Consider the following 22215-nt stretch of genomic DNA (forward strand, 5'->3'; position numbering starts at 1 on the left):
AGGGGGCCGCCGCAGTTGCACCGGGGCAACTGGTGGACCTTAACCGGGTGATCTTTCAACCGGGTGGTCGTACCGTTACGAAGAGGTTCACAACGCGCGGATGCCGGAGGAGGTGAGCCGTTCGAGCACCTCGGTGTGCAGGCGCCCGTTCGTGGCGACCGCGCTGCCGCCGCCCGGGCCGGGCCGCCCGGTGAGATCCGTGAACCGGCCGCCGGCCTCGGTCACGATCGGGACCAGCGCGGCGACGTCCCAGAGCGACAGCTCCGGCTCGACCATCGCCTCCACCGCGCCCTCGGCCACCAGCATGTAGCCGTAGAAGTCGCCGTACGCCCGGTTCCGCCAGGTCTGGCGCATGATGTCCAGCATCGGGGCGAGCCGGCCGGACTCCTCCCACCCCATCAGGTCGGAGTAGCAGAAGCTCGCGTCGCTCAGCCGGCCGACGCCGGAGACCCGGATCGGCGTGGCCGCGGCGGTGTGCTTGCCGGCGAACGCGCCGTGCCCGGTCGCGGCCCACCAGCGCCGGCCCAGCGCGGGCGCGGAGACCAGTCCGACCACCGGCGTGTCGCCCTCCATCAGCGCGATCAGCGTGGCCCAGACCGGGACGCCGCGGATGAAGTTCTTGGTGCCGTCGATCGGGTCGATGACCCAGCGCCGGGTGCCTATGCCGACCGCGGCCTCGGTCTGGCCGTACTCCTCGCCGAGCACCGCGTCCCGGGACCGGGTGCGGGCCAGCGTGGCGCGGATCGCCTTCTCCACCGCGGTGTCCGCGTCGGAGACCGGCGTGAGGTCGGGTTTGGCCTCCACGTGCAGGTCCAGCGCCCGGAACCGGGCCATCGAGATGGAGTCCGCGGTGTCGGCGAGCACGTGGGCGAGCGAGAGATCGTCGGCATAGCTGGCCATGGCGGAAAAACTAGCCGATCACACCGAGTGGGCTAACCTCGGTCGGGCCCTTCCAGCCCGTCGCCGCCGGATCGGGAGGCCAGCAGCCGCCGGTACGACTCCAGCCGCCGCGCGTCCGCGTGCCCGGCCGCCACCCAGGCGGGCAGCGCGCACTCCGGGTCGCCCTCCGTGTGCTCGCAGTTCGGCGGGCACTCGACGGTGCCGTCGATCAGGTCCGGGAAGCCGTGCAGCAGGCTCTCCGCGGAGACCAGCGCCAGGCCGAAGCTGCGGACGCCGGGCGTGTCGACGATCCAGCCCGGATCTTCCCTGCGCCGCGTGGGGAGCCGCAGCGCGACCGCGCTGGTGGAGGTGTGCCGGCCCTTGCCGACCGCGCTGACCACGCCGACCGCCCGGTCCGCGTCCGGCACCAGCCGGTTCACCAGCGTGGACTTGCCCACGCCGGAGTGGCCCACCATCACCGAGACGCGCCCGGCCAGCACCTCGCGCAGCGCGCTCAGGTCGCCGTCCGGCGCGGAGAGCACGTACGGCAGGTCCAGCTCCGCGTAGTAGCCGAGCACCTCCTCGGGCCCGGCCAGGTCCGCCTTGGTGAGGCAGAGCAGCGGCGTGATGTCCGCGTCGTACGCCGCGACCAGGCACCGGTCGATGAACCCGGTCCGCGGCGGCGGGTCGGCCAGCGCGCTCACGATCACCAACTGGTCCGCGTTCGCCACCACGACCCGCTCCAGGCGGCCCTCGGCGGTGGTGTCGTCGTCGTCCGCGGTGCGGCGCAGCACCGAGGTGCGCTCCTCGATCCGGACGATCCGGGCGAGCGAGCCGGCGCTGCCGGAGACGTCGCCGACCAGCCCCACCCGGTCGCCCACGACCACCGACTTGCGGCCCAGCTCGCGGGCGCGCATCGCGGTCACCGGCTCGTCGTCGACCATGCAGGTGTAGCGGCCCCGGTCGACCGCGACCACGAACCCCTCGATCGCGTCCTCGTGCTTCGGACGGGTACGGGTGCGGGGGCGCGACGACCTGCCCGGTCGGATGCGGACGTCGTCCTCGTCGTACTCCCGCCGCTTGCCGGCCAGTGCGGTCCTCCTCTATCGAACATCCTCGACCATCGCCGACCATAGTGCCGGGAAGTCGGGCAGCGTCTTCGAGGTACACGCTACGTCGCTCAGTTCCACGCCGGGGACCGCCAGGCCGATGACCGCGGCCGCGTGCGCCATCCGGTGGTCGCGGTCGGTGTCGACCACGCCGCCGCGCAGCGGCCGGGGCGCGATCCGCAGCCCGTCGGCCAGCTCGGTGACGTGCGCGCCGACCGCCCCGAGCGCGCGGGCCAGCACCGCGAGCCGGTCGGTCTCGTGGCCGCGGATGTGCCCGATGCCGCGCAGCGTGCTCGGCGAGTCCGCGAGCGCGGCCACCGCGGCCAGCACCGGCGCCAGCTCGCTCAGCCCGGAGAGGTCCGCGTCCAGCCCGTGCACCCGGCCGGTGCCGCGCACGGTCAGGCCGCCGGTGCCGAGCCGTACGTCCGCGCCCATCCGCCGCAGCAGCCCACGCAGCTGCTCGACCGGCTGCATGCTGCTGCGCGGCCAGCCGGGCAGCACCACCTCGCCGCCGGTCACCAGCGCTGCCGCGAAGAACGGCAGCGCGCTGGACAGGTCCGGCTCGATCTCCCAGCCGCGCCCGGACAGCCGGCCCGGCGCGACGCTCCACACGTCCGGTGTGGCGTCGTCCACGCCGGCGCCGGCCGAGCGCAGCATCGCCACGGTCATCCGCAGGTGCGGCGCGGCCGGGACCGGCGGGCCGAGGTGCCGCACCGTGATGCCGCGCGCGAACCGCGGGCCGGCCAGCAGCAGCCCGGAGACGAGCTGGCTGGAGGCGGACGCGTCGATCACCACCTCGCCGCCGTGCACCTCGCCGGTGCCGTGCACGGTCAGCGGCAGCACGCCGCCGGGGGCGCCCTCCACCCGTACGCCGATCGCGCGCAGCGCCTGGATGAGCGGGCCGAGCGGGCGCCGCCGGGCGAGCGGGTCGCCGTCGAACGTGGCCACCCCGGCCGCCAGGCCCGCGACCGGTGGCAGGAACCGCATGACGGTGCCGGCCACGCCCACGTCGATGTGGCCGGCCGCGTGCAGCGGGCCGGGGCGGACCACCCAGCGGTCGTCCGCGGCGGTGGAGACGTGCGCGCCGAGCGCCCGCAGCCCGGCCACCATCAGCGCGCTGTCCCGGGCCAGCAGCGGCGCGGCCAGCGTGGACGGGCCGGTCGCGAGCGCGCCGAGCACGAGCGCGCGGTTGGTCACGGACTTGGACCCGGGCAGGTGGACGACGGCGCCGACCGGGCCGGCCGCGGTGGGCGCCCGCCACGGCTGGGTAACTGTAGGTTTCGCCACCGTCACAGTCTGACGTGTCCGTCCATTGCCCTCCGTCGCTCTCTCGCTGAGCGGGAAGCGCGTATCCGGCCGGCATGTCGTACCCCCGGCGTAGCGTGGACCTCATGTGCGGCAGGTATGCGACCACCCGGAGTTCCGTCGATCTCGGCGCGCTATTCGGTGCCGAGGACGAGACCGAAATGCCGATTACCGCGCGATTCAATGTTGCGCCGACTGATCCGGTGCCGATCGTGCGCGTCTCGCACCGGCGTGAGCGCCGCGTTCTGCAGACCGCGAGATGGGGCCTGCTGCCGCCGTGGGCCAAGGACGTGCGCGCCGGCGCCCGCATGATCAATGCGCGCGCCGAGACGGTCGCGACGTCGCGGGCGTTCGCGCCGTCGTTCGCGCGCCGCCGCTGTCTGGTGCCGGCCGACGGCTGGTTCGAGTGGACCGCGCCGGCGGGTGGCGGCACGCGCAAGCAGGCGTACTACATGACGCCGGCGGACGGCGGCGAGCTGGCCTTCGCCGGACTGTGGACGGTCTGGGGCGAGGGTGACGACAAGCTTCTGACCTGCAGCATCGTTACCACGGCCGCGCGCGCCACGCTCACCGCCGTGCACGACCGGATGCCGCTGGTGCTGCCGCCGGACCGGTGGGACGCCTGGCTCGGCGAGGGCGCGGACGAGGAGGTGCTGCTCGCGCCGCCACCCGACGACTACCTCGCCGGGCTGGAATTGCGGCCGGTCGGCCCCGCCGTGGGCAACGTCCGGAATGACGGTCCTGAACTCATTGCACCGATTCAAGCCGATGCGCTTCGTCCCCCACCGGACGATCCGGCGACATTGACACTCTTCTGAGCGATGCTTTGTGGACCACTTCTTTGTAAAAAGATGTGAGCAATTCCCCGATATTCGATAGAAACTCTTGCCTGCCCTCCGCGAAGTGCGGTAGAACACAGCGCCGGCGGTTGGCGCGATTGTGGTTTCGGTGTGGTCGCGCCATACCAAGAAAACATTGCCAGCCCCACGGGGGAGGTGGGTGAATGACACGGGCGCGCATGCCACGCCCGCAAGAGGTCGCCGCAGCTCGCAAGGATCCGCGACTGCTGCGTGCCCTCGCCGAGCGACGCCTGGACGAGGCGTGGCGGACCAGGGGGGTCTGCCAGAGCGTCGATCCGGAGACGTTCTTCCCGGCTCCTAACGAGCCGGCCGACGCCGCCATCGCCATGTGCGGCTCCTGCGAGGTGCAGGGCGCCTGCCTGGCCTGGGCGCTGGAGGTGGGTGACTGCCATGGGGTCTGGGGCGGCACCACGCCGCGCGAGCGCCGGGCCATGCTTCGCGTCTGGCAGGAGCAGGCCACCGGCGCCGGCGGGCAGGGTGATCAGGTCGCCGCGGAGATCGTGCTGGACGGGCCCCCGGTGCGGGACAGGTTGCTGAGGCTGGTGCCGGCCGGGCGGTGACCGCCCGGACCGATCTCCTCGCGTGGGGCGCGCGGGGGAAGATCGAGGCATGAGCGAGATCGTGATCGGTACGGCTCGCGGGCCGGCCGGGGTGGACGTCGACCGTCCGCCGGCCGCGCCCGTGAGCCTGCTGGTGCTGGGCCACGGCGCGGGTGGCGGCGTGGACGCGCCCGACCTGGTGGCGCTCCGCGATGCCGCCCGCGCGGCCGGGGTGCTCGTCGCGCGCGTCACCCAGCCGTACCGGGTGGCCGGCCGCCGCGCCCCCGCGCCCGCCGGTCACCTCGACGAGGCGTTCATCGAGGTCGTCCGCCGGCTGCATGCGGAACACCCCGTCCCGCTGCTGCTCGGCGGCCGGTCCAGCGGTGCCCGGGTCGCCTGCCGCACCGCGCGTGAGCTCGGCGCCGCGGCGATCGTGGCGCTCGCGTTCCCGCTGCACCCACCCGGGAAGCCGGAGAGGACGCGGGCGCCGGAGCTGGCCACCGGGCTACCCACGCTGGTGGTCAACGGCGACCGGGACGCGTTCGGCGTGCCCACCGCGGGCGGCACGGTGGAGGTGGTGGTGCGCCCCGGTGAGACCCACGACCTCAAGCGCGACCCGGCCGGCATCGCGGCCGAGGTCGTCGACTGGCTGCGCCGACGAGGCTGGACGAACTGAGCCACGGCTCACGTCGTACCCCGGATGCTCTGTGGAATGTTGAACCCCGGCTCGTGGTTACAGCCCCCGGAAGGCAACGAGCGGAAGGGGTGGATCTCGTGCGATCCGCAGTACGCGACCCGGGCCGGATGTCATCCGGTCCCGGCGCCGAGCGCGTCAGGGCGCTGCTGAACGGTCCCGAGTGGCCCGCGGCGCCGACCGAAGCCGAAGATCGGGGCAAATTGTCTGTGTTGACGACTACCAGTCGGGTGACACACCTGACACCGGACGTTTCCGAAACCATCGGCGGGGCACTCCACGTATCCTCTGCGGGACAGCGGAGGGGAGACGAACGGGTGACCCGAGCGGAGACAGCCGAGGAACGGCGCGCGCGCTTCGAGCGCGACGCCATGCCGTTCGTCGACCAGTTGTACGCGGCGGGCCTGCGCATGACGCGCAACCCGGCGGACGCCGAGGATCTGGTGCAGGAGACGTTCCTGAAGGCGTTCGCCGCCTTCCACCAGTTCGAGGAGGGCACCAACCTCAAGGCGTGGCTCTACCGCATCCTCACGAACACGTACATCAACTCGTACCGTCGCCGGCAGCGTCAGCCGATCCAGGCGCCGACCGAGGAGATCACGGACTGGCAGCTCGCCGAGGCGGAGTCGCACAGCTCCAGCGGGCTGAAGTCGGCCGAGACCGAGGCGCTGGAGCGGCTGCCCGACAGCGACATCAAGGACGCGCTGCAGCAACTCCCCGAGGAGTTCCGGCTCGCCGTCTACCTCGCCGACGTGGAGGGCTTCTCCTACAAGGAGATCGCGGACATCATGGGCACGCCGATCGGCACCGTGATGTCCCGGCTGCACCGTGGCCGGCGTAACCTCCGCAAGCTGCTGGAGCGCTACGCTGCGGACCGGGGTTTCAACCGGGCCCCCGAGTCGGCGGCAGCGCAGGAGGTGTGACGCGGTGAGTTGCGGCGAGCCACACGAGACGGACTGCGACGAGGTGCTCGGCGAGGTGTACCTGTACCTCGACCTGGAGTGCGCCGACGAACGACGCGAGGTGATCCGCGAGCACCTGGACGAGTGCTCGCCCTGCCTGCGCGAGTTCGGCATCGAGCAGGAGGTGAAGGCGCTGGTGTCCCGCTGCTGCGGCGACGAGACCGCGCCGGAGGAGCTGCGCGCGCGGCTGCGCTCGAAGCTCAGCGAGCTGGTCGTGGAGGCCGGCACCCGGGAGTACCTGCCCGACTGACCACCCGATTCGAGAAGCGGCACCCGGTGACGGGTGCCGCTTTTTTCGTGCCCGCTTGACACGGCTGGCTAATCGGATTAGCTTAAAGCTAACGAACTTAGCCAACCGTGGAGGTCGTCATGACCGAGTTCCTCACCGTCGACGGCGGCACGCTCGCCTACCAGGTGACCGGCGCGTCCGGCCCGCTGATCGTGCTCGCGCACGGCATGGGCGACAGCCGCGACGCATACCGTTTCGTCGTCCCCGAGCTGGCCCGGGCCGGATACCGGGTCGCGGCCGTGGACCTGCGCGGCTGCGGCGAGTCCAGCGCCCGGTGGCCGTCCTATTCGCGCACCGACATCGCCGGCGACCTGATAGCGCTGATCCGGCACCTGGGCGGCCCGGCCGTGCTGGTCGGCCACTCCATCTCCGGCGGCGCGGCCACCATCGCGGCCGCGACCGCGCCCGAGTTGGTCACCGCCGTGGTCGAGCTGGCCCCGTTCACCCGCAAGCAGTCGTACAAGCTGGGCGACCTGGCCGTGCCCCGGTTCCGCCGCGGCCTGGTCGGCCTGCTCGGCACCGCGCTGTTCGGCAGCGCCCGGCAGTGGCGGCGCTACCTGGAGGTCGCCTACCCCGGCCGCCGACCGGCCGACTGGGACGCGAGCATGGCCCGGATCGAGGCGATGCTGCGCGAGCCGGGCCGGATGACGGCGTTGCGGCGGATGGGTCAGACACCCCCGGTCGACGCCGGCGCCCAGCTCGCCAACGTCCGCTGCCCGGTGCTGGTCGTCGAGGGCACGCTCGACCCGGACTGGGCCTCGCCGCGCGCCGAGGGAGAGGCCGTCGTGGCCGCGCTCCCGTCCGGCCTGGGCCGCCTTGAGATGATCGACGGCGCGGGTCACTACCCGCACGCTCAGTACCCCGCGGAGGTGGTCACCATGATCCTGTCGTTCCTCGGGTCGGTCCGTGCCTAGGGCCGGCCTGGACCGGGACACCGTGGTGGCGGCCGGCGCGGCGCTCGCCGACGAGGTCGGCTTGGCCGGGCTCACCATGGCGCTGCTGGCCGAGCGGGTCGGCGTCCGGACCCCCTCGCTCTACAAGCACGTCGACTCGCTGGACGCGCTGCACCGCGGCATCGCCATCCGGGCCCAGACCGAGCTCACCGCCGTGCTCGCCCGGGCCACCGCCGGCCGCTCCGGCCCGGACGCGGTCCGGACCTTCGCCCGGGCCTGGCGCCGCTGGGCCGTCGACCACCGCGGCCGCTACGACGCCGGCGTCCGGGCGCCCGCGGACGACGACGAGGAGCACCTCCGCTTGTCCAACGACACCCTGCAGGTCCTCTACGACGTGCTGTCCGGCTTCGACCTCACCGGCCCTCGGGTCACCGACGCCGCCCGCGCGCTGCGCTCCGCCCTGCACGGCTTCGCCATGCTGGAGTCCTCCGGCGGCTTCGGACTGCGCCGCGACCTCGACCGCAGCTTCGACTTCCTGGTCGAGACGCTGATTGCCGGCCTGCGGGCCGAGCACGACTCGCTCCCCGCCGACCGGGACGGCCCGCCCCTCACCCACCGCACGCCTCCCTGAACGCGAAAAAGCCGCCGCCCGGCACCGTGATGCCCGGAACGGCGGCCTTCGCGCCGGCTGGTCAGCTGTTGGGGCGCTTGCCGTGGTTCGCGCCGCTCTTCTTACGGGCCTTCTTCTTGCGGGCCTTCTTCGCCATGGCCGCGTCCTTCCACTCGTCGGTGCGCCGCGCGCTCCACCCGCCCACACGGGCCCGCGACACGGCGATCTGATCCACCGCTGATGCTAATCGCCCAGCGAGCCCGGCCTGCGAGCGCCCGCGTCATGATTGGATGCAGGGTAACGAGGCGCGACGAGGGAGGGACCGCGAGCGATGTCCGAGGAGATTCACGCCGAAATGGTCGCCAACGTCTGGAAGGTCGTGGCGAGCGAGGGCGACACCGTGGCCGAGGGCGACACCCTGGTCATCCTGGAGTCGATGAAAATGGAGATCCCTGTGGTCGCCGAGGCCGACGGCACCCTGACCCGCGTCGCCGTCCACGAGGGCGACGTGGTCCAGGAGGGCGACCTGATCGCGGTCATCGGCTAGAAAATCCCAGATTTTCCCACTTCCGGCGTGGTCGCGGTCCGCACGCTCCCGCGGGCACCGGTCGTCGCAGGGCTCCTCCCTGCACGTCCCGCAACCACTCACCCCACCCCAGCGGCTGCCGCCTCCCGACGGCAGCCGCAACTCCCGGTTGCCACCCTTCCCGCGACCCACTCACCCCACCCCAGCGGCTGCCGCCTCCCGACGGCAGCCGCAACTCCCGGTTGCTACCCTTCCGCGACCCACTCACCCCGATTCCGGCGGGTGCCGCCCCCGGCGGCGGTGGGCTGGCCTCTGGTGGCCCGTCTGCCGGCAGTCCCGTTGGCGCCGAGACCCTGATCGTCAGCGGTCCGCGCGAATGATCCACTGGTGAGAGATACGTAGAGCACGTGTGGAGCCGCCTATTACGTGCTCTACGTATCTTTAGTCGCCGATACCCGCAGTGAAGAGGCCGCTATATCACGATATTTCGGTCAGGTCTCGCGAGGTGGTGCGGTCGCATCCGGCGGTGTGGCCCCGCGCCCCGCGCCCCGCGCCCCGCGAGTCGCGAGTCGCGGCGTGGGGTGGTGGGCCGTTGGCCGCCGCGAGGTGGTGCGGTCGCATCCGGCGGCGTGGCGGGGAAACCCGGCCGTGCGAGTCGGGTGGGTGATCGGCGAACCTGTGGTGGGAGACGGTGGAGGTGCATCCGGTGGCGCGCCGGATGATCCAGGCCGCGCGAGTCGCGTGGGATGTGGTGGCCGGTGGCCGTGAGGTGCGAGGCGATCGGGGACGTGGCTGGCAACGCGGCCGGGCAAGTCGCGTGGGGTGACCGGCGACGGGACCGGCTCCGATGCGGCGTCGGAGCGGCGGCGGAGCCGCCGCGGGGTTTGCCCGCGGGAGCATGCGGACCGCACCACGCCGGAAGCGGGAATATCGAAGTCAGGGGTCGCCGCCGGGAGTGGAAGCGTAGGGCGTGTCTGGTAGATCTTCGCCGGCCTGCGGCGTGGCCCGGGCGCCGCCTGGCCGCACGTCGCGAAAGCCCACATACGACACCGGTATGCGGACTTCCGCGCCGCACACCCGGACGACACCTGGACCTCGCCTCGGCTCGACGAGATCCACCAGACACGCGCTAGCCGCGACCGCCGAGCAGCCGCCGCCAGAAGCCGGCCTTGCGCTGCGGGGGTGCCGGGGGCTCCTCCACCGGCCGTTCCGCCGCGATGATCGTGCGTGCCACCAGTTCCGTCTTCGCGTCGAGTTCCGGGGTGGCGAGGGCGAGTTGCGCGACGGACCAGGCGATGGTGACCGGGCGCCGGCGTACCACCTCGGCGATGTCGGCCAGGCGCTCGCGCACCAGCGTGGCCACGTCCGCGCGGACCTCCGGCGTCACCCAGGCGGCCGTGACCAGGGCGAACAGGGCCGCCTCGGTGATCCAGTCCTCGACGCCCCAGGCGAGGTCGAGCAGGACGCGGCGGCGGGTGCTGGTGCGCCAGGGCTCGTCGGTGCGGTGGTGCAGCAGGCCGAGGCAGGCCCACACCTGCACGCTGCGGACCCAGAGTGACGGATCGTGGGCGGCGAGTGCGGTGCCGAGTTCGGTGGCGGGCGGGGCCGGCGGGTGGACCAGCAGTGCGAGCAGGTCGTCCATGTCCAGCAGCGCCAGTGAGACGGCGGCGTCGTACGCGGACTGCGGGTGTGGCCAGGCGGGCAGCGCGAGCTGGCGGATGCGCTCGACCGCGGCATCGGACGGCTCGCGCAGCGCGGGCATCGCGTCCGTCTCGAAGAACTCCCAGACCGATCGTCCGCCGGTACGGCGGGGAAGGCGGATGTCGGGCTCCGGCACCCGCTCGACCATCACGGCCATGTCCGGTAGCGCGGCGCCGACCGTGCGCATCGCGGACGGCGGCTCCAGGTTGCTCAGCCGCAGCCGGCCGCCGGTGATCGGGCCCTCGGTCTCCAGCATCTGCCGCAACACGTTGATCACCGCCTCGCCCGCGGCCGGGAGCCGGCCCAGCCAGGGCACGTCCTGGCAGCATTCGGCCAGGTCGGTGTGCTCGTGCGAGTCGTCCGGGTGGTGCCGTTGGAAGTCGGCGAGCGCCACGAGGTGGGACAGTTTGCCGTCGCGGCGGTAGCGCAGCCGGTGCGCGGTGTGCACGGCGCAGTCGAACTCGGCGTCCCGGGCCAGTGCGTCGTCTATCCAGCGGATCGCCTCGTCGAGCTGCCCGTTGTCGGCGAGTGTGCCGGCGATGTCCGCGTACACGGAGAGGTCGGCCGGGTCGTGCGCGACGGCGCGGCGCAGCGCGGCGATCGACTCGCGGGTGCGGCCGGCGCTGCGGTACGCATACCCGAGCCACACCTCGCCGAGCTTGGACGGCATCACCCGCACGCCGCGCTGCGCCCAGTCGATCGCGATCGCGGTCTCGCCCATCCGCCGGGCCAGCGCGGACGCGGCGCCGAGCAGCAGCGCGTGCCGGGGGTGCGCGGCGGCGGCGTGCTTGGCGACCCGCAGGTACGGCCGGAGCGGCTCGCGCTGCTCGTCCGGCACCGGGTCGGGCACGCCCGCGCAGACCTGCATTATCGTGCGCGCGAGCTGGTCCGGGTCGACGCGCGTGGCCAGGTCCGGGTCGGCCACCCAGGGCACGCCGGCCCAGTCCACGGTCGGCTGGTGCCCGGTGGCGGCCGCGAGCAGTTCCAGCGCCTCGCCGGGCTTGCCGGCCGCGGCCAGCAGGTGCCCGCGCGCGACCACGGCGCCGATGTACACGTGGTCGGCGAGCGGGAAGAGGTCGAGGGCGCCGCCGGTGCGCGCCGCCAGCTTCGCCAGCAGCTCGTGCACCTCGGGCATGGTGGGCGCGTGCACCAGCGCGCCGGCCACGTGGTCCGCGGCGTGCCCGTAATCGGCCTCGTCGAGCGCCATCCGGGCCAGAGCCAGTTCGCCCTCCGCGGAGAGGCGTGGGTCGCCTATCCCCTCAGTCAAAGCCTTATGTCCCTTGCGACGGCGTATGTCCGGGTGTCCAGCTGTCGTTGATCGTTCCCCCAGAACCGCAGCCTATGGCACGGCGGCTCGGACGTATCCATCCCGGCCGCTGTTGCGCGATCTGTTGCGAATAGGCGTTGTTTCGTGCAGCATTGAGCATAGAGCGATCACCTGATGCGCGAGGAGTCGTCATGCCTGAGGTGCAGCCCGGATCCGGGATGGCCACCGACATCGCGGAGCAGCCGGCCGGCTTCGCCCGCCTGCTCGAGACGCCGCACGCCACCGCGATCGCCACGGTCGCGGCCGCGGTCGTGGCCCGCCGCCCGCGGCACGTGGTGTTCGTGGCCCGCGGCACCTCCGACCACGCCGCGCTCTACGGGGCGTACCTGACGGAGATCCGCCTCGGGCTGCCCGCCAGCAGCTCCTCGCCGAGCGCGATCACCGTGTTCGGCGCCCGCCCCGACCTCTCCCAGGCGCTGGTCGTCGGCGTCAGCCAGAGCGGCGGCTCACCCGACCTGACCGAGGTGATGCGCGTGGCGCGCGCGTCCGGCGCGCTCACGGTCGCGGTCACCAATGTGCCCGGTTCGCCGCTCGGCGAGGCCGCGGAGCACGTCATCGACGTCGCGGCCGGGCACGAGCGGGCGGTCGCGGCCACCAAGTCGTACACGGCGGAGCTCCAGGCGCTGCTCATGCTGATCGAGGGCGTCCGGGCCGGCGACGGCGCGCTCCCGGCGGACGAGCGGGCCGCGCTGGCGGCGCTGCCCGCGCACGCGGAGCGGGTGCTCGCCGATCCCACCGCCACCGAGCTGGCGGCGCGCTACCGTTTCGCGGCGCGCATCCTGACCACCGGGCGGGGGTACGCGTACCCGACCGCCCGCGAGGCCGCGCTCAAGCTGATGGAGACCTGCTACCTGCCGTCGCTGTCGTTCTCCGGCGCCGACCTGATGCACGGCCCGCTGGCGCTGGCGGCCCCGGACGTGCCGGTCCTCGCGGTGGTCGGCTCCGGCCCCGGCGGCGCCTCGATGAGTGAGGTCCTCGGCCGCCTCACCGAGCGCAAGGCCGACGTGGTCGCCATCGGCTCCGGCGACGTCCCCGGCGCCGCCGCCCGCATCGCCATCCCGGCCCTGGACGAGCGCTACGCCCCGCTGCTCGACATCCTCCCGGCCCAGCAGCTCGCGCTCGCCCTCGCGGTCGCCCGCGGCGAGGACCCCGACGCCCCTCGCGGCCTCAAGAAGGTCACCGCCACCCTCTGAAGGATGACGGCGCCGCGCTCGACGTGGCGCCCTGTCCCGAGACATCGGGCACGCCGCCGTGGCACCGGGCACCCAGGCGAGCAGCCCGACGTCTTGCGTCTTCCCGCTTCCGGGTGGCCGGGGCCCGCATGCTCGCTCGGGCCGACCTCGTGGCGGCTCCGCCGCCGCGTCGGAGCCGGTCTCGCCGTGCCGGACCCCGTGCGGGACCGGCAGGGAGGAGCTCTGCGACGACCGGTGCCCGCGGGAGCATGCGGAGAGGGACCACGCCGGAAGCGGGAAGAAAGGCTTTGTGAACTTCTGGTCGCGACTGGGCCGTGGGTGGAAACGAGGCTGTGAAAGGCTAACGGCGTGTCCACGCTGCGCGACCTCGTCGAGGAGCACACCAGGCTGTCCTCGTCCGACATCGACCACCTGCACCGGCTGGCCGGCGACTGGCAGTTGCTGTCCGATCTATCGTTCGCCGATCTGCTGCTCTGGGTGCCGGTGGGTGACGGGAGCACGGTGCGGTCGTTCCTGTGCGTGGCGCAGGTGCGGCCGACGACCGGGCCGACGGCGTACCTGGACGATCAGGTGGGCCGGATCATCGGCGGGGCCGAGGTGGCGCACCTGGTGATCGCGCACCACCAGGGGCGGATCTGGCGTGAGGGCGATCCGGTCTGGTACGGCGAGACCCCCGCGCGGCACGAGGCGATCCCGGTGCGGACGCGCGACGAGGACGGCGAGCCCGGCGAGGTGATCGCGATCATCGGCCGGGACACCAACCTGTCCACCGCGCGCACCCCCAGCCAGCTCGAGCTGAACTACCTGACCACCGCGGACGACCTGGCGCAGATGGTGGCGGACGGCACGTTCCCGCCGCCGCGGCATCCGGGGGAGACCACGTCCGCGCCGCGGGTCGGTGACGGGCTGATCCGGATGGCGGCGAGCGGGCGGGTCACCTACGCCAGCCCGAACGCGCAGTCCGCGTACCGGCGGCTGGGGTTCTCCTCGCACCTGGTCGGCGAGGACCTGCCGGCACTGACCGGGCGGCTCGCCCGCGATCCGCTGGACGGCACGGACATCACCGCGAAGCTGCTCTCCGCGCTGCGCGGCGAGGCGCCGGCCCGGCGCGAGATGGAGGCGCGCGGCGCGACCGTGCTGCTGCGCGCGCTGCCGCTGATGCCGGCCGGCGTGCCGATCGGCGCGCTGGTGCTGGTGCGGGACGTGACCGAGGTGCGCCGCCGGGACCGCGCGCTGGTCACCAAGGACGCGACGATCCGGGAGATCCACCACCGGGTGAAGAACAACCTGCAGACCGTGGCCGCGCTGCTGCGCCTGCAGGCCCGGCGGGTGGACAGCGCGGTCGCGAAGTCCGCGCTGGAGGAGTCGGTGCGCCGGGTCGCGTCGATCGCGCTGGTGCACGAGACGCTCTCCATGTCCGGCAACGAGACCGTGGAGTTCGACGGGATCTTGGACCGGGTCGCCACGGCCGCGACCGAGGTCGCGGCGACCGACTTCACGGTCGCGATCCGGCGTCAGGGCAGTTTCGGCGTGCTCGCCGCGGAGACGGCGACCAGCCTGGTGATGGTGCTGAACGAGCTGCTCATCAACGCGGTCGAGCACGGCTTCCCGGCGCGGGAGGACGACGGGCCGGACCTGGCGGAGCTGACCGTGCCGCCGGGCAGCGCGGAACCGGTCGGCGAGGTGGTGGTCACGGTGCAGCGGCAGCGCAAGCAACTGGTGGTCACCGTGGCCGACAACGGCCGGGGGCTGCCGGAGGGGTTCGTGGACGGGCGTGACGGCCGGCTGGGCCTGCAGATCGTGCGCTCACTCGCCACCGGGGAGCTGCGCGGCACCATCGAGCTGCGCAACCGGGCGGGCGGCGGCACCGAGGCGGCGCTGACCGTGCCGCTCGGCAAGCCGGGCGCGACCTCCTGAGAGGCCGCGCCCGGGATCACGCTCAGCGGCCGCCGAGCACCGGCGGGGGAGCGGAGCCGTCCTGGCCCCACACCATGTCGTCCTCGGTCAGCCAGGTGGTGCGCTCGTCCGCGTCGTCCTCCTCGCCGGTGGCGCCGCGACCGCCGGCCGCGTTCTGCGCGCCCCGCGCGCCGGCGGCGTTGCGGTTCTGCAGCGCGTCGACGCCGCCCGCGCCCTGGCGGGGGACGCCGAGCCGGTCCTTGCCCGCGCCCTGACCGGTGCCGGCGCCGCCGCCCGGCCGCGCGGCCGAGGAGGAGCCGAGACCGCCGGGACGCGCGGCGGACTGGCCACCGCCGAGGCCGAGCGCGCCCGCGGCCAGCCCGCCCGCGGCGAGACCGCCGGCCGCGAGGCCACCGCCGCCGAGGCCGTCACCGAGACCGCCACCGCCACCGCCACCGCCGCCACCGCCACCGCCGCCTCCGCCGGAGCCGAGGCCGGGCGTGGCGGCGCTCAGGCCGGTGCCCGTGCCGTCGCCGTCACCGGTGCCGTTGCCACCGCCGCCGGTGACGCCGGAGAGCGAGGTCGACGGGTCGGTGTCGGCCGTGTCGCCGCGACCGTCGGGGTCGCCGGTGCCGGAGACGAGCGACGGGCTGTCCGGTGCGTCGGCCCGGCCGGAGCCGGTGGACGAGCCGGTGCCGGTGCCGCCGAGGCCGCTGACGTTCGTCGCGCCGGGGCCGCCGGCGCTGCCGGGGCCGTCGTTGGAGACCGAGCCGGGCAGGTCCGGCGGGGTGATCGGCGGTGCGACGCCGCCGGTGGCCCAGGACAGCTGGTATTCGCCGGCGAGGTTGGCGACCAGCTCGACCGTGCGCGCCTTCGCCTTCTCCCGCTGCTCCTCGTCGCGGTTGTGGCCCCAGACCGCACCGACCACCGCGCCGGGCACGCCGGCCACGGCGCCGCCGGTCAGCGCGCCGCCCCACATGCTGGCGTTGTCGTCGGTGTCGGCCGGGTCGTCCACCGTGGCCTGCGCGGTCTTGAGGTTCGCGGCGAACGAGGCGAGAGCGATCTTGACCTGGCGCGCCTGCCGCGCGTTCTCCGAGGCGAAGTTGGCGATCACGGTCACCCGGCGGGTGAACTCGTCGCCCGAGTCACTGCTCCACTTCTCGTTCAGCGAGGCGAGGTCGCGGGTGAGCGCGGTGGCGATGTCGTCCAGCGTGTCGGCGACCGTGCCCCAGTTGTCGCCGGCGGTCTCCACCGAGGTGGGGTCGCCGTTCTGGAGCTGGTTGTAGAGCGCCTCGTGGCTCTGGCTCTGGTAGTACGACCTCAGGTCAGACATTGCTCGACTCTCCCAGCGGTGCGCCCAGGTCACCCACGGTCGACGCGATCTCGTTGGCGCTGACCCGGTTGAGCTCCTCGGTCGTGGTGTAGTTCCGCAGGATCTCGGCGGTGGCGGTCTGTGCCGCGACGATCGCCGTGCGCAGTCGACGGGCGTTGCCGAGGTGCTGAGCGTGCCGGGTCGAGTAGTGGGAGCTGATCGTCGAGGCGTGATGGAACGTGCCGACCTGGAGCGGCGCGCTCAGCTTGTTGCTGAGCACGCTGATCACGTGGTCGACCTCGATCAGCCGCTGTGTGAGCTGGTCCTGGAACTCTTGCAGTGAATCGACGTCTACAGTGGTGTTACCACCGCGAGCAGCCGGGCTCATGACTCTTCGCCTCCCCGTCTATAAGCGAAATCCGAATCGGCTGTACGGCATTGGACGGCGGGTGACTCGGGCATCGACGGACGCCGTGGCACCCCCGAAGTGCCAGCGTAACCAATGGGTGCACGCCGCCGCACCGGCCGCCCGGACGGTGTCCGAACTATCCGGTTGCCGCCGCACTCGTCACGCTTCGCCGCGCGGCCTCGATCTCCAGCGCGGGCCCGGCCGGAATCAGCTCGATCAGCTCGAGCGGGACCGGCGAGACCGGCGCGCCGGTGTAGCCGAGCGCGGCCTGCGCGCTGCCCCCCGTGTTGCCCAGCGCGAACTTGCGCCCGTCGTCGGTGAGCAGGTAGACCGTGGAACCCGGCGCGGCCTTGCCGTCCGGCAGCATGGACTGGATCAGCGCGCCCGCGCCGCCGGTCACCAGCACCCGGTCCACGGTCGCGGTCGCGCCGCGGATCGCGGAGTCGGTGTTCCCCTCCAGGCCGATGGCCAGCTCGTCCGGGCGCGTGTCGAACACCTCGATGGTGTGCCGGCTGTTCGGCACGTCGTAGAGGTCGCAGATCGCGGTGCGGTCCCTGGACACGGACTGCCGCAGCCGCGGCATCGAGGCCGGGAAGCCCTCCGGCTCCACCCGCTCGTCCGTCTGGAGCCGGTCCACCTCCTGCGCCGTGGTCTCCCGCGGGTCGTCGCCGGTCGCGGCCGTCAGCAGCTCGGCCGTCAGCCGCCCGACCTGGGACAGCCCCGAGCCGGCCAGCACGTAGAACCGGTCGTTGACCTCGAACACGGTGCCGACGTCCGCGGTCTGGCCGTCCACCGTGCCGTCGAACGGCGTGCCCAGCCCCTCCAGCCGCGGTGCCTCCAGGTTCGGCCCGGCCTTGACCGCGTTGACCAGCTCCGCGGCCACCGGCAGCGCGCTGTTCGGATCCAGGCCGACCAGCGCGGGCCTCGGCACGGCCAGCCGCGTGTTGTTCCACAGCAGGTAGAACGCCTTCTCACCGCCGGCGTCGGCCGCATTCACCAGCACCGCCTCGTCCCCGGCCAGCGTGGCCGCGCCGCCCAGCGACCGGTTCACCAGCAGCGTGCTCACCGGCAGGTCGGTCTGGTCGGTGGTGAAGTTCGAGCAGACCCGCCACTCGTCGCCGGCCAGGTCCTTCGGATCGGGCAGCGCGTCCGGCGCGTTCAGGATGCCGACCGGGAGCGTGCGCGGCCGGTTCTTCAGCGAGCCGGCGGACATGTGCCGGATGGTGGGGCTCTCGGTGCCGATGATCAAGCGCGCGGACGCGTAGTTGGTGACCAGGTACAGCTTGTCCCGGGTGAAGACGTACTTCGCGCCGGTCTCCTTCTCGACGACCAGCGTGTCCGGCTCCAGCGGCGCCCGGTTCTCGGTGAGCAGCCCGTACGCACCGAACACGCCGAGCACCAGCGCGCCCACCAGCACGCTGCCGACCAGGGCCAGCCCCAGCCGCCGCATCGGCAGGTCGTTGGTCTCCGGCTCGCCGGAGACCATCGCCGACACGATGCGGCGGGTCACGAAGCGGTACGCCTGCACCTGATCACGGCGGGTACGCATGAACGATTTCCTCCCCCGAAGCTGCGCCGCGAGACGTCACGGGTTCCTGCCGTGTCGCGCGCGTCCCTACGATAAGGGTCCGCCGGTAGGGCCGGGGGACCGCGAGGCGAGGAAGGGCACACGGGGATGACCATTACCGACACGAGGCGACGGGGCGCGCCCCCGCTCCCGGCCGAACGCCGGCGCGGCAGGCTGGGCGGCCTCTCCGTGGCGCAGCTGGTCTGCGTCGAGGTGGCCGTGGTGGCCGTGCTCGCGTCGCTCGGCGGCCCGGTGTGGGCGCTGCCCGTGGCCGGCGTGCTCGCCGTGGTGCTGCTGGTGCTGGCGTTCGCCCGGCGCAAGAGCCGCTGGTGGTTCGAGCACCGCGTGGTCAGCCGCCGGTTCCGGGAGCGGGCCCGGGCCGCCGCCGCGTCGCCGGACCGGGAGCTGGCCGCACTCGCGCCGCACCTGAGCGTGACGGAGATCCGGGAGCGCGGCACGCCGATCGGCGTGGGGCGCGACGACATGGGCTGGTTCGTGGCGCTGGCCGTGGACGCGGGCGGCGACACCGCCGCCGACGCCGGGCTCGGTGCGGACCGGATCGGCCGGATTCTCGCCGAGTCCGCGCTGCCGGTCTCCGCGCTGCAGGTGGTCACCCATCTCGTACCGGCGCCGACCTCGTTCCTCGACCACGCGGCGCCGGCCGTCCGGTCGTACCGGGAGCTCCTCGGCGGCCTCACCATCCCCGCGGACTCGCGCGTCTGGGTCGCCGCCCGGCTGCGCCCCGCGGACGCGCTCGCCGCCAGCGCCAGCCGCGGCGGCGGGCCCGAGGGCGTGCACCGCGCGCTCGCCGCGCTGCTCGGCCGGATCGGCAAGACGCTGGACAGCGCCGGCTTCGTCTCGCAGCCGCTCACCGCGACCGAGCTGACCGCGGCCGTCGCCACCGTGGCCGGCCTCACCGGCGCGGCCGTCACCGGCGACGCCGTCCCCGCCCCGCAGGCCCCCCGGGAGAACTGGGCGGGCTGGCAGGGCACCGAGGCGATCCACGTCGGCTTCCTCGCCACCCGGCTCTCCCCGTCCGGCCTGTCCGTCGCCGCCCGCCGCCTCCCCGAGGTCGGCGCGCTCTCCGCCACCGTCGCCGTGGTGCTCAACCGCCGGCCGGACGGCGACCTGCGCATGCAGGCGATCGTGGACGTCGCGGCGCGCGCGACCACGGCCGCGGAGACGTTCGCCGCGGTCACCGGCATCTTCGACCAGTGCGGCATGCAGCTTCGCCGCCTCGACGGACAGCACGCCGCGGCGATCTACGCGACCGCGCCCACCGGAGGAGCGATCGGATGACCCAGTTGCACGCCGTCACCGGACGGTTCACCACGGAGCCGGACGGGCTCGCCGCGCTCACCACTCCGGTACCCCGCGGTGGCCTGCTGCTCGGCCGCGACCGCAACGGGGTGCCCGTACCGCTGCGGATCTTCCGTCCCGAGGGCACCGACGTCGCGCTGATCGGCAACTGGTGGGCCGCCCGCCTGATCGTCTTCCGCGCGCTCGCGCTCGGCGCCCGCGTGGTGGTCAGCTCGCACGCACCCGACCAGTGGCAGAACCTCGGCCAGTGGGCCACCGGCCGCCCCGACCGCCTGATGCTGGTCCACGGCCTGGCCAACCCCGGCTCCATCCCGTCCGGCACCGCCATCCAGCCGATCCTGCACGTGGTCGACGTCAACCCCGAGGCCGCCGAGGCCGCGCTCACTCAGCCGCTCCAGCCCTGGCAGGCCCGCCTCACCGTGGTCCAGCAACTGGTCCCCGCCGCCGGCACCGTCCTCCGCGCCGCCGACTTCGCCATCGTCCAGCGCCTGAACGCCACCGAGGCCTCCGTCGGCGCCGCCCCCCTCCGCCTGACCGGCCGCGACGTCAAGCTCTTCCAGCGCCTCAACGTCGACATGGCGGTCCTGCTCGGCGTCGGCCCCGAGGCCCAGTACTTCTGGTTCACCCCGACCACGATCGAACAACAGTCCCTGGGGCAGGCCCCTCGACGAGCCTGAAACCCCTTCCTTTCCCGCTTCCGGCGGGTCGGCTCCCGCATGCTCATTGGTCAACATGGGTGGTGCCCGGGTCTGTATGGGTCGGGTAGCACCGGGTGTTCGTTGGGTCATTGCCTCTGCTTGCGAGATTTTTGAGGTCCTGCGGGAGTTCTGCGAGGCCTGACGGGCGCCCGGGGTGCCACCTTGACCGACGACAGAGCTATGCACCTTGTCGAGTGCCGGTCAATGAGCTTTCGGTGGTGGTGGTCCCCGGGAGCCGCCTGGTGTTTCCCCTGCTGCTGCAACAGCGAGGAATCCTGTGGTGAGTGTGGCAAAGACGGTGGTGTCGGGTCGAGTGCGGTGGGCGGGAGTCGACTGGGCGAAAGATGATCATGTGGTGTGTGTGGTCGACGAGGCCGGGCGGGTGGTGGAGCGGGTCACGGTGACGCACAAGGCGGCGGGGCTGGCCCGGATGGTCGGGGTGCTGGACCGGCATGAGGTGGACGCGGTCGGGATCGAGCGGGGTGACGGGCCGGTCGTCGATGCGCTGCTCGATGCGGGTCTTCCGGTGTTCGTGATTGCTCCGGGGCAGGTGAAGGCGTTGCGGGGCCGGTATGGGTCGGCGGGGAACAAGGATGACCGGTTCGATGCGTTCGTGCTGGCCGATGTGGTGCGCACGGACCGGGCTCGGCTCACGCCCCTGTGCACCGATCGGGATGACACGGTGGTGTTGCGGCGGTTGTCGAGGGCGCGTAAGGACGTGATCGGGCATAGGGTCGCGGCGGCGAACCAGCTACGGGCGCATCTGGACACCGCCATGCCCGGGACGGTCGGGTTGTTCGCGGACCTGGACTCGCCGATCAGTCTGGCGTTCCTGGCCGTGTTCACCAGCCAGGACGCCCTGGACCGGTTGACCGAGGCCCGGCTGGCCCGGTGGCTGGCCCGGCAGCGGTATTCCGGGCGGACGTCAGCGGCGGTGTTGCTGGCGCGGATCCGGTCCGCGCCCCGCGGGCCGCAGGGCCCGGCCGGGGCCGGGCTGGCAGGGATCACCGTCGCGCTCGTGGCGATCCTGCAGAGCCTCGTCGCGCAGATCAAAGCCCTCAGCACGCAGATCGGTGAGGCATTCGACGCCCACCCCGACGCGCCGATCTTCGCCGGCCTGCCGAAAGCCGGCACGATCCGCGCGGCCCGGCTTCTGGCCGAGATCGGTGACGCCCGCGGCCGGTTCCCCACCCCGAACGCGATGGCCTGCCTGGCCGGCGCCGCTCCCTCGACCCGCCAGTCCGGCCGATCGAAGGTGGTCACGTTCCGCTGGAGCGCGGACAAACACCTTCGTGACGCGGTCTGCGACTTCGCCGCCGATAGCCGCCACGCCAACCCATGGGCGGCGAACCTCTACCACCGCGCCCGCGAACGCGGCCACACACACCAGCACGCCGTCCGGATCCTCGCCCGCGCCTGGCTGACAGTGATCTGGAAATGCTGGACCACGAACACCCCCTACGAACAGGACAAACACGGCCAACTCCAACTCATACTCGACCAGAGACGTTGACACAGAGCAACTCCCGCGGGCACCGGTCGTCGCTGGCGCTCCTCCCTGCCGGTCCCGCCTGCCAAGCCCTCGCGGGTTTGGGCGGTCGTCGGGGCTTGTCCGTGCCGGTGGCGTCTGTGGCAAGCCCCGAGGCATCGGGGTCGCCGGCGCCTCTTCGAGCCGGTGAGGCCTCGCAAGCATGTCGGGCACTCTGTGCCCGAAATCTCACGATAAAGCGTCTGGGAGCGCGCTCGGCGAGGTGAGATGCTGCCGCGCGCCTGTGCCGCCTGTCGATACCCTTTATCGCGATATTCGGGCATGGGTGGCCTGATCAGGCGGTCGGCCTTGGGCTTCGCTTCTGTGACGTAGCGAGCTGACGCGACCAGACAGCGTCGTTCGGCCACCTGGGCGGTCCGACCCGCCGGAGCTGGCGGCCCGACCTGGTGGGTCCTGTGGACCTGGTGGGTCCTGTGGACCTGGTGGGTCCTGCGGACCGGTGGGTCCGCCGGCCCGGCGGACACAACGGGCCGGACCCGCCGGACCTGGCGGCGCGCCGAACCGGCAGGAGCCACCGGACCGGCCCGGCGGACCCTATGGACCGGCCAACCTAACGGACCGGACCCGGCGAACCTGG

The 22215-nt window shown here is 73.1% G+C and carries 21 protein-coding genes; 13 read left to right on the forward strand and 8 right to left on the reverse strand.

Annotation, left to right across the window (positions count from 1 at the left end):
* Positions 1-87 precede the first annotated feature (87 nt).
* The 3 genes from hisN to aroA are packed head-to-tail and all read right to left on the reverse strand — an operon-like array spanning position 88 to position 3275.
* Positions 88-900, reverse strand: coding sequence for a histidinol-phosphatase (hisN, locus tag J2S41_RS38570; protein ID WP_310375779.1), 813 nt, complete (start codon positions 898-900; stop codon positions 88-90).
* Between the two features lie 32 nt (positions 901-932).
* Positions 933-1928, reverse strand: coding sequence for a ribosome small subunit-dependent GTPase A (gene rsgA, locus J2S41_RS38575; protein WP_310376856.1), 996 nt, complete (start codon positions 1926-1928; stop codon positions 933-935).
* 54 nt (positions 1929-1982) lie between these two features.
* Complete coding sequence (aroA, locus tag J2S41_RS38580; RefSeq protein ID WP_310375781.1) at positions 1983-3275, reverse strand: 3-phosphoshikimate 1-carboxyvinyltransferase; 1293 nt, start codon at positions 3273-3275, stop codon at positions 1983-1985.
* Positions 3276-3379: 104 nt separating this feature from the next.
* Here aroA and J2S41_RS38585 point away from each other — a divergent pair, with 104 nt between their 5' ends.
* The 7 genes from J2S41_RS38585 to J2S41_RS38615 all read left to right on the forward strand — a co-directional run bounded on the left by J2S41_RS38585 (position 3380) and on the right by J2S41_RS38615 (position 8161).
* On the forward strand, positions 3380-4111 hold the full coding sequence (locus J2S41_RS38585; protein ID WP_310376857.1) for an SOS response-associated peptidase: 732 nt from the start codon (positions 3380-3382) through the stop codon (positions 4109-4111).
* 185 nt (positions 4112-4296) lie between these two features.
* Positions 4297-4713, forward strand: a complete 417-nt coding sequence (locus J2S41_RS38590; RefSeq protein ID WP_310375783.1) for a WhiB family transcriptional regulator — start codon at positions 4297-4299, stop codon at positions 4711-4713.
* Between the two features lie 49 nt (positions 4714-4762).
* Positions 4763-5368, forward strand: a complete 606-nt coding sequence (locus tag J2S41_RS38595) for an alpha/beta hydrolase family protein (RefSeq protein ID WP_310375785.1) — start codon at positions 4763-4765, stop codon at positions 5366-5368.
* Positions 5369-5496: 128 nt separating this feature from the next.
* Complete coding sequence (locus tag J2S41_RS38600) at positions 5497-6309, forward strand: sigma-70 family RNA polymerase sigma factor (RefSeq protein ID WP_310376859.1); 813 nt, start codon at positions 5497-5499, stop codon at positions 6307-6309.
* 4 nt (positions 6310-6313) lie between these two features.
* Positions 6314-6598: a mycothiol system anti-sigma-R factor gene (rsrA, locus tag J2S41_RS38605; protein ID WP_310375787.1), complete on the forward strand. Its 285-nt coding sequence runs from the start codon at positions 6314-6316 to the stop codon at positions 6596-6598.
* Positions 6599-6717: 119 nt separating this feature from the next.
* Complete coding sequence (locus J2S41_RS38610; protein ID WP_310375789.1) at positions 6718-7551, forward strand: alpha/beta fold hydrolase; 834 nt, start codon at positions 6718-6720, stop codon at positions 7549-7551.
* On the forward strand, positions 7544-8161 hold the full coding sequence (locus J2S41_RS38615) for a TetR/AcrR family transcriptional regulator (protein ID WP_310375791.1): 618 nt from the start codon (positions 7544-7546) through the stop codon (positions 8159-8161). Before J2S41_RS38610 ends, J2S41_RS38615 begins: the two co-directional genes overlap by 8 nt.
* A 61-nt stretch (positions 8162-8222) precedes the next feature.
* On the opposite strand, the gene J2S41_RS39995 is transcribed toward J2S41_RS38615, so the two are convergent.
* On the reverse strand, positions 8223-8297 hold the full coding sequence (locus J2S41_RS39995) for a 50S ribosomal protein bL37 (protein WP_369700219.1): 75 nt from the start codon (positions 8295-8297) through the stop codon (positions 8223-8225).
* 174 nt (positions 8298-8471) lie between these two features.
* Between J2S41_RS39995 and J2S41_RS38625 the strand changes: the two genes are divergently transcribed.
* Positions 8472-8687: a biotin/lipoyl-binding carrier protein gene (locus J2S41_RS38625; RefSeq protein WP_310375795.1), complete on the forward strand. Its 216-nt coding sequence runs from the start codon at positions 8472-8474 to the stop codon at positions 8685-8687.
* Positions 8688-9795: 1108 nt separating this feature from the next.
* Here the strand turns inward: J2S41_RS38625 and J2S41_RS38630 are convergent.
* Positions 9796-11574, reverse strand: coding sequence for a tetratricopeptide repeat protein (locus J2S41_RS38630; RefSeq protein WP_310376861.1), 1779 nt, complete (start codon positions 11572-11574; stop codon positions 9796-9798).
* A 278-nt stretch (positions 11575-11852) separates the two neighbouring features.
* Here J2S41_RS38630 and J2S41_RS38635 point away from each other — a divergent pair, with 278 nt between their 5' ends.
* On the forward strand, positions 11853-12887 hold the full coding sequence (locus J2S41_RS38635) for an SIS domain-containing protein (protein ID WP_310376863.1): 1035 nt from the start codon (positions 11853-11855) through the stop codon (positions 12885-12887).
* Between the two features lie 348 nt (positions 12888-13235).
* On the forward strand, positions 13236-14804 hold the full coding sequence (locus J2S41_RS38640) for a sensor histidine kinase (protein WP_310375797.1): 1569 nt from the start codon (positions 13236-13238) through the stop codon (positions 14802-14804).
* Between the two features lie 22 nt (positions 14805-14826).
* On the opposite strand, the gene J2S41_RS38645 is transcribed toward J2S41_RS38640, so the two are convergent.
* From J2S41_RS38645 to eccB, 3 genes are all read right to left on the reverse strand, one after another.
* Positions 14827-16116 carry a WXG100 family type VII secretion target gene (locus tag J2S41_RS38645; protein WP_310375799.1) on the reverse strand — a complete coding sequence of 430 codons (1290 nt, stop codon included), beginning with the start codon at positions 16114-16116 and terminating at the stop codon, positions 14827-14829.
* Entirely contained in the window at positions 16109-16483 is a 375-nt protein-coding gene (locus J2S41_RS38650) for a DUF2563 family protein (RefSeq protein ID WP_310375801.1), read from the reverse strand. Before J2S41_RS38650 ends, J2S41_RS38645 begins: the two co-directional genes overlap by 8 nt.
* A gap of 157 nt (positions 16484-16640) precedes the next feature.
* Positions 16641-18053, reverse strand: coding sequence for a type VII secretion protein EccB (eccB, locus tag J2S41_RS38655; protein WP_310375803.1), 1413 nt, complete (start codon positions 18051-18053; stop codon positions 16641-16643).
* Positions 18054-18179: 126 nt separating this feature from the next.
* Between eccB and J2S41_RS38660 the strand changes: the two genes are divergently transcribed.
* From J2S41_RS38660 to J2S41_RS38670, 3 genes are all read left to right on the forward strand, one after another.
* The gene (locus J2S41_RS38660; protein ID WP_310375805.1) at positions 18180-19370 is read left to right on the forward strand and encodes a type VII secretion protein EccE; all 1191 of its coding nucleotides are present in this window, start codon (positions 18180-18182) and stop codon (positions 19368-19370) included.
* On the forward strand, positions 19367-20068 hold the full coding sequence (locus tag J2S41_RS38665; protein WP_310375807.1) for a hypothetical protein: 702 nt from the start codon (positions 19367-19369) through the stop codon (positions 20066-20068). Before J2S41_RS38660 ends, J2S41_RS38665 begins: the two co-directional genes overlap by 4 nt.
* Positions 20069-20402: 334 nt before the next feature.
* Positions 20403-21602 (forward strand): IS110 family RNA-guided transposase, encoded by a 1200-nt coding sequence (locus tag J2S41_RS38670; protein ID WP_310364796.1) that lies wholly within the window; start codon positions 20403-20405, stop codon positions 21600-21602.
* Positions 21603-22215 lie beyond the last annotated feature (613 nt).

Origin of the sequence: Catenuloplanes atrovinosus (assembly GCF_031458235.1) — a bacterium.
Classification (GTDB): Bacteria; Actinomycetota; Actinomycetes; order Mycobacteriales; family Micromonosporaceae; genus Catenuloplanes; species Catenuloplanes atrovinosus.

Excerpts from the sequence above, each read along its gene's own strand:
- J2S41_RS38600 (WP_310376859.1), top strand. The coding sequence starts at position 5,497 with ATGTCATCCGGTCCCGGCGCCGAGCGCGTCAGGGCGCTGCTGAACGGT.
- J2S41_RS38665 (WP_310375807.1), top strand. The coding sequence starts at position 19,367 with ATGACCCAGTTGCACGCCGTCACCGGACGGTTCACCACGGAGCCGGAC.
- J2S41_RS38610 (WP_310375789.1), top strand. The coding sequence starts at position 6,718 with ATGACCGAGTTCCTCACCGTCGACGGCGGCACGCTCGCCTACCAGGTG.
- J2S41_RS38590 (WP_310375783.1), top strand. The coding sequence starts at position 4,297 with ATGACACGGGCGCGCATGCCACGCCCGCAAGAGGTCGCCGCAGCTCGC.
- J2S41_RS38630 (WP_310376861.1), bottom strand. The coding sequence starts at position 11,574 with ATGGCGCTCGACGAGGCCGATTACGGGCACGCCGCGGACCACGTGGCC.
- J2S41_RS38660 (WP_310375805.1), top strand. The coding sequence starts at position 18,180 with ATGACCATTACCGACACGAGGCGACGGGGCGCGCCCCCGCTCCCGGCC.
- J2S41_RS38625 (WP_310375795.1), top strand. The coding sequence starts at position 8,472 with ATGTCCGAGGAGATTCACGCCGAAATGGTCGCCAACGTCTGGAAGGTC.
- eccB (WP_310375803.1), bottom strand. The coding sequence starts at position 18,053 with ATGCGTACCCGCCGTGATCAGGTGCAGGCGTACCGCTTCGTGACCCGC.
- J2S41_RS38585 (WP_310376857.1), top strand. The coding sequence starts at position 3,380 with ATGTGCGGCAGGTATGCGACCACCCGGAGTTCCGTCGATCTCGGCGCG.
- J2S41_RS38645 (WP_310375799.1), bottom strand. The coding sequence starts at position 16,116 with ATGTCTGACCTGAGGTCGTACTACCAGAGCCAGAGCCACGAGGCGCTC.
- J2S41_RS38635 (WP_310376863.1), top strand. The coding sequence starts at position 11,853 with ATGGCCACCGACATCGCGGAGCAGCCGGCCGGCTTCGCCCGCCTGCTC.
- hisN (WP_310375779.1), bottom strand. The coding sequence starts at position 900 with ATGGCCAGCTATGCCGACGATCTCTCGCTCGCCCACGTGCTCGCCGAC.
- J2S41_RS38595 (WP_310375785.1), top strand. The coding sequence starts at position 4,763 with ATGAGCGAGATCGTGATCGGTACGGCTCGCGGGCCGGCCGGGGTGGAC.
- J2S41_RS38650 (WP_310375801.1), bottom strand. The coding sequence starts at position 16,483 with ATGAGCCCGGCTGCTCGCGGTGGTAACACCACTGTAGACGTCGATTCA.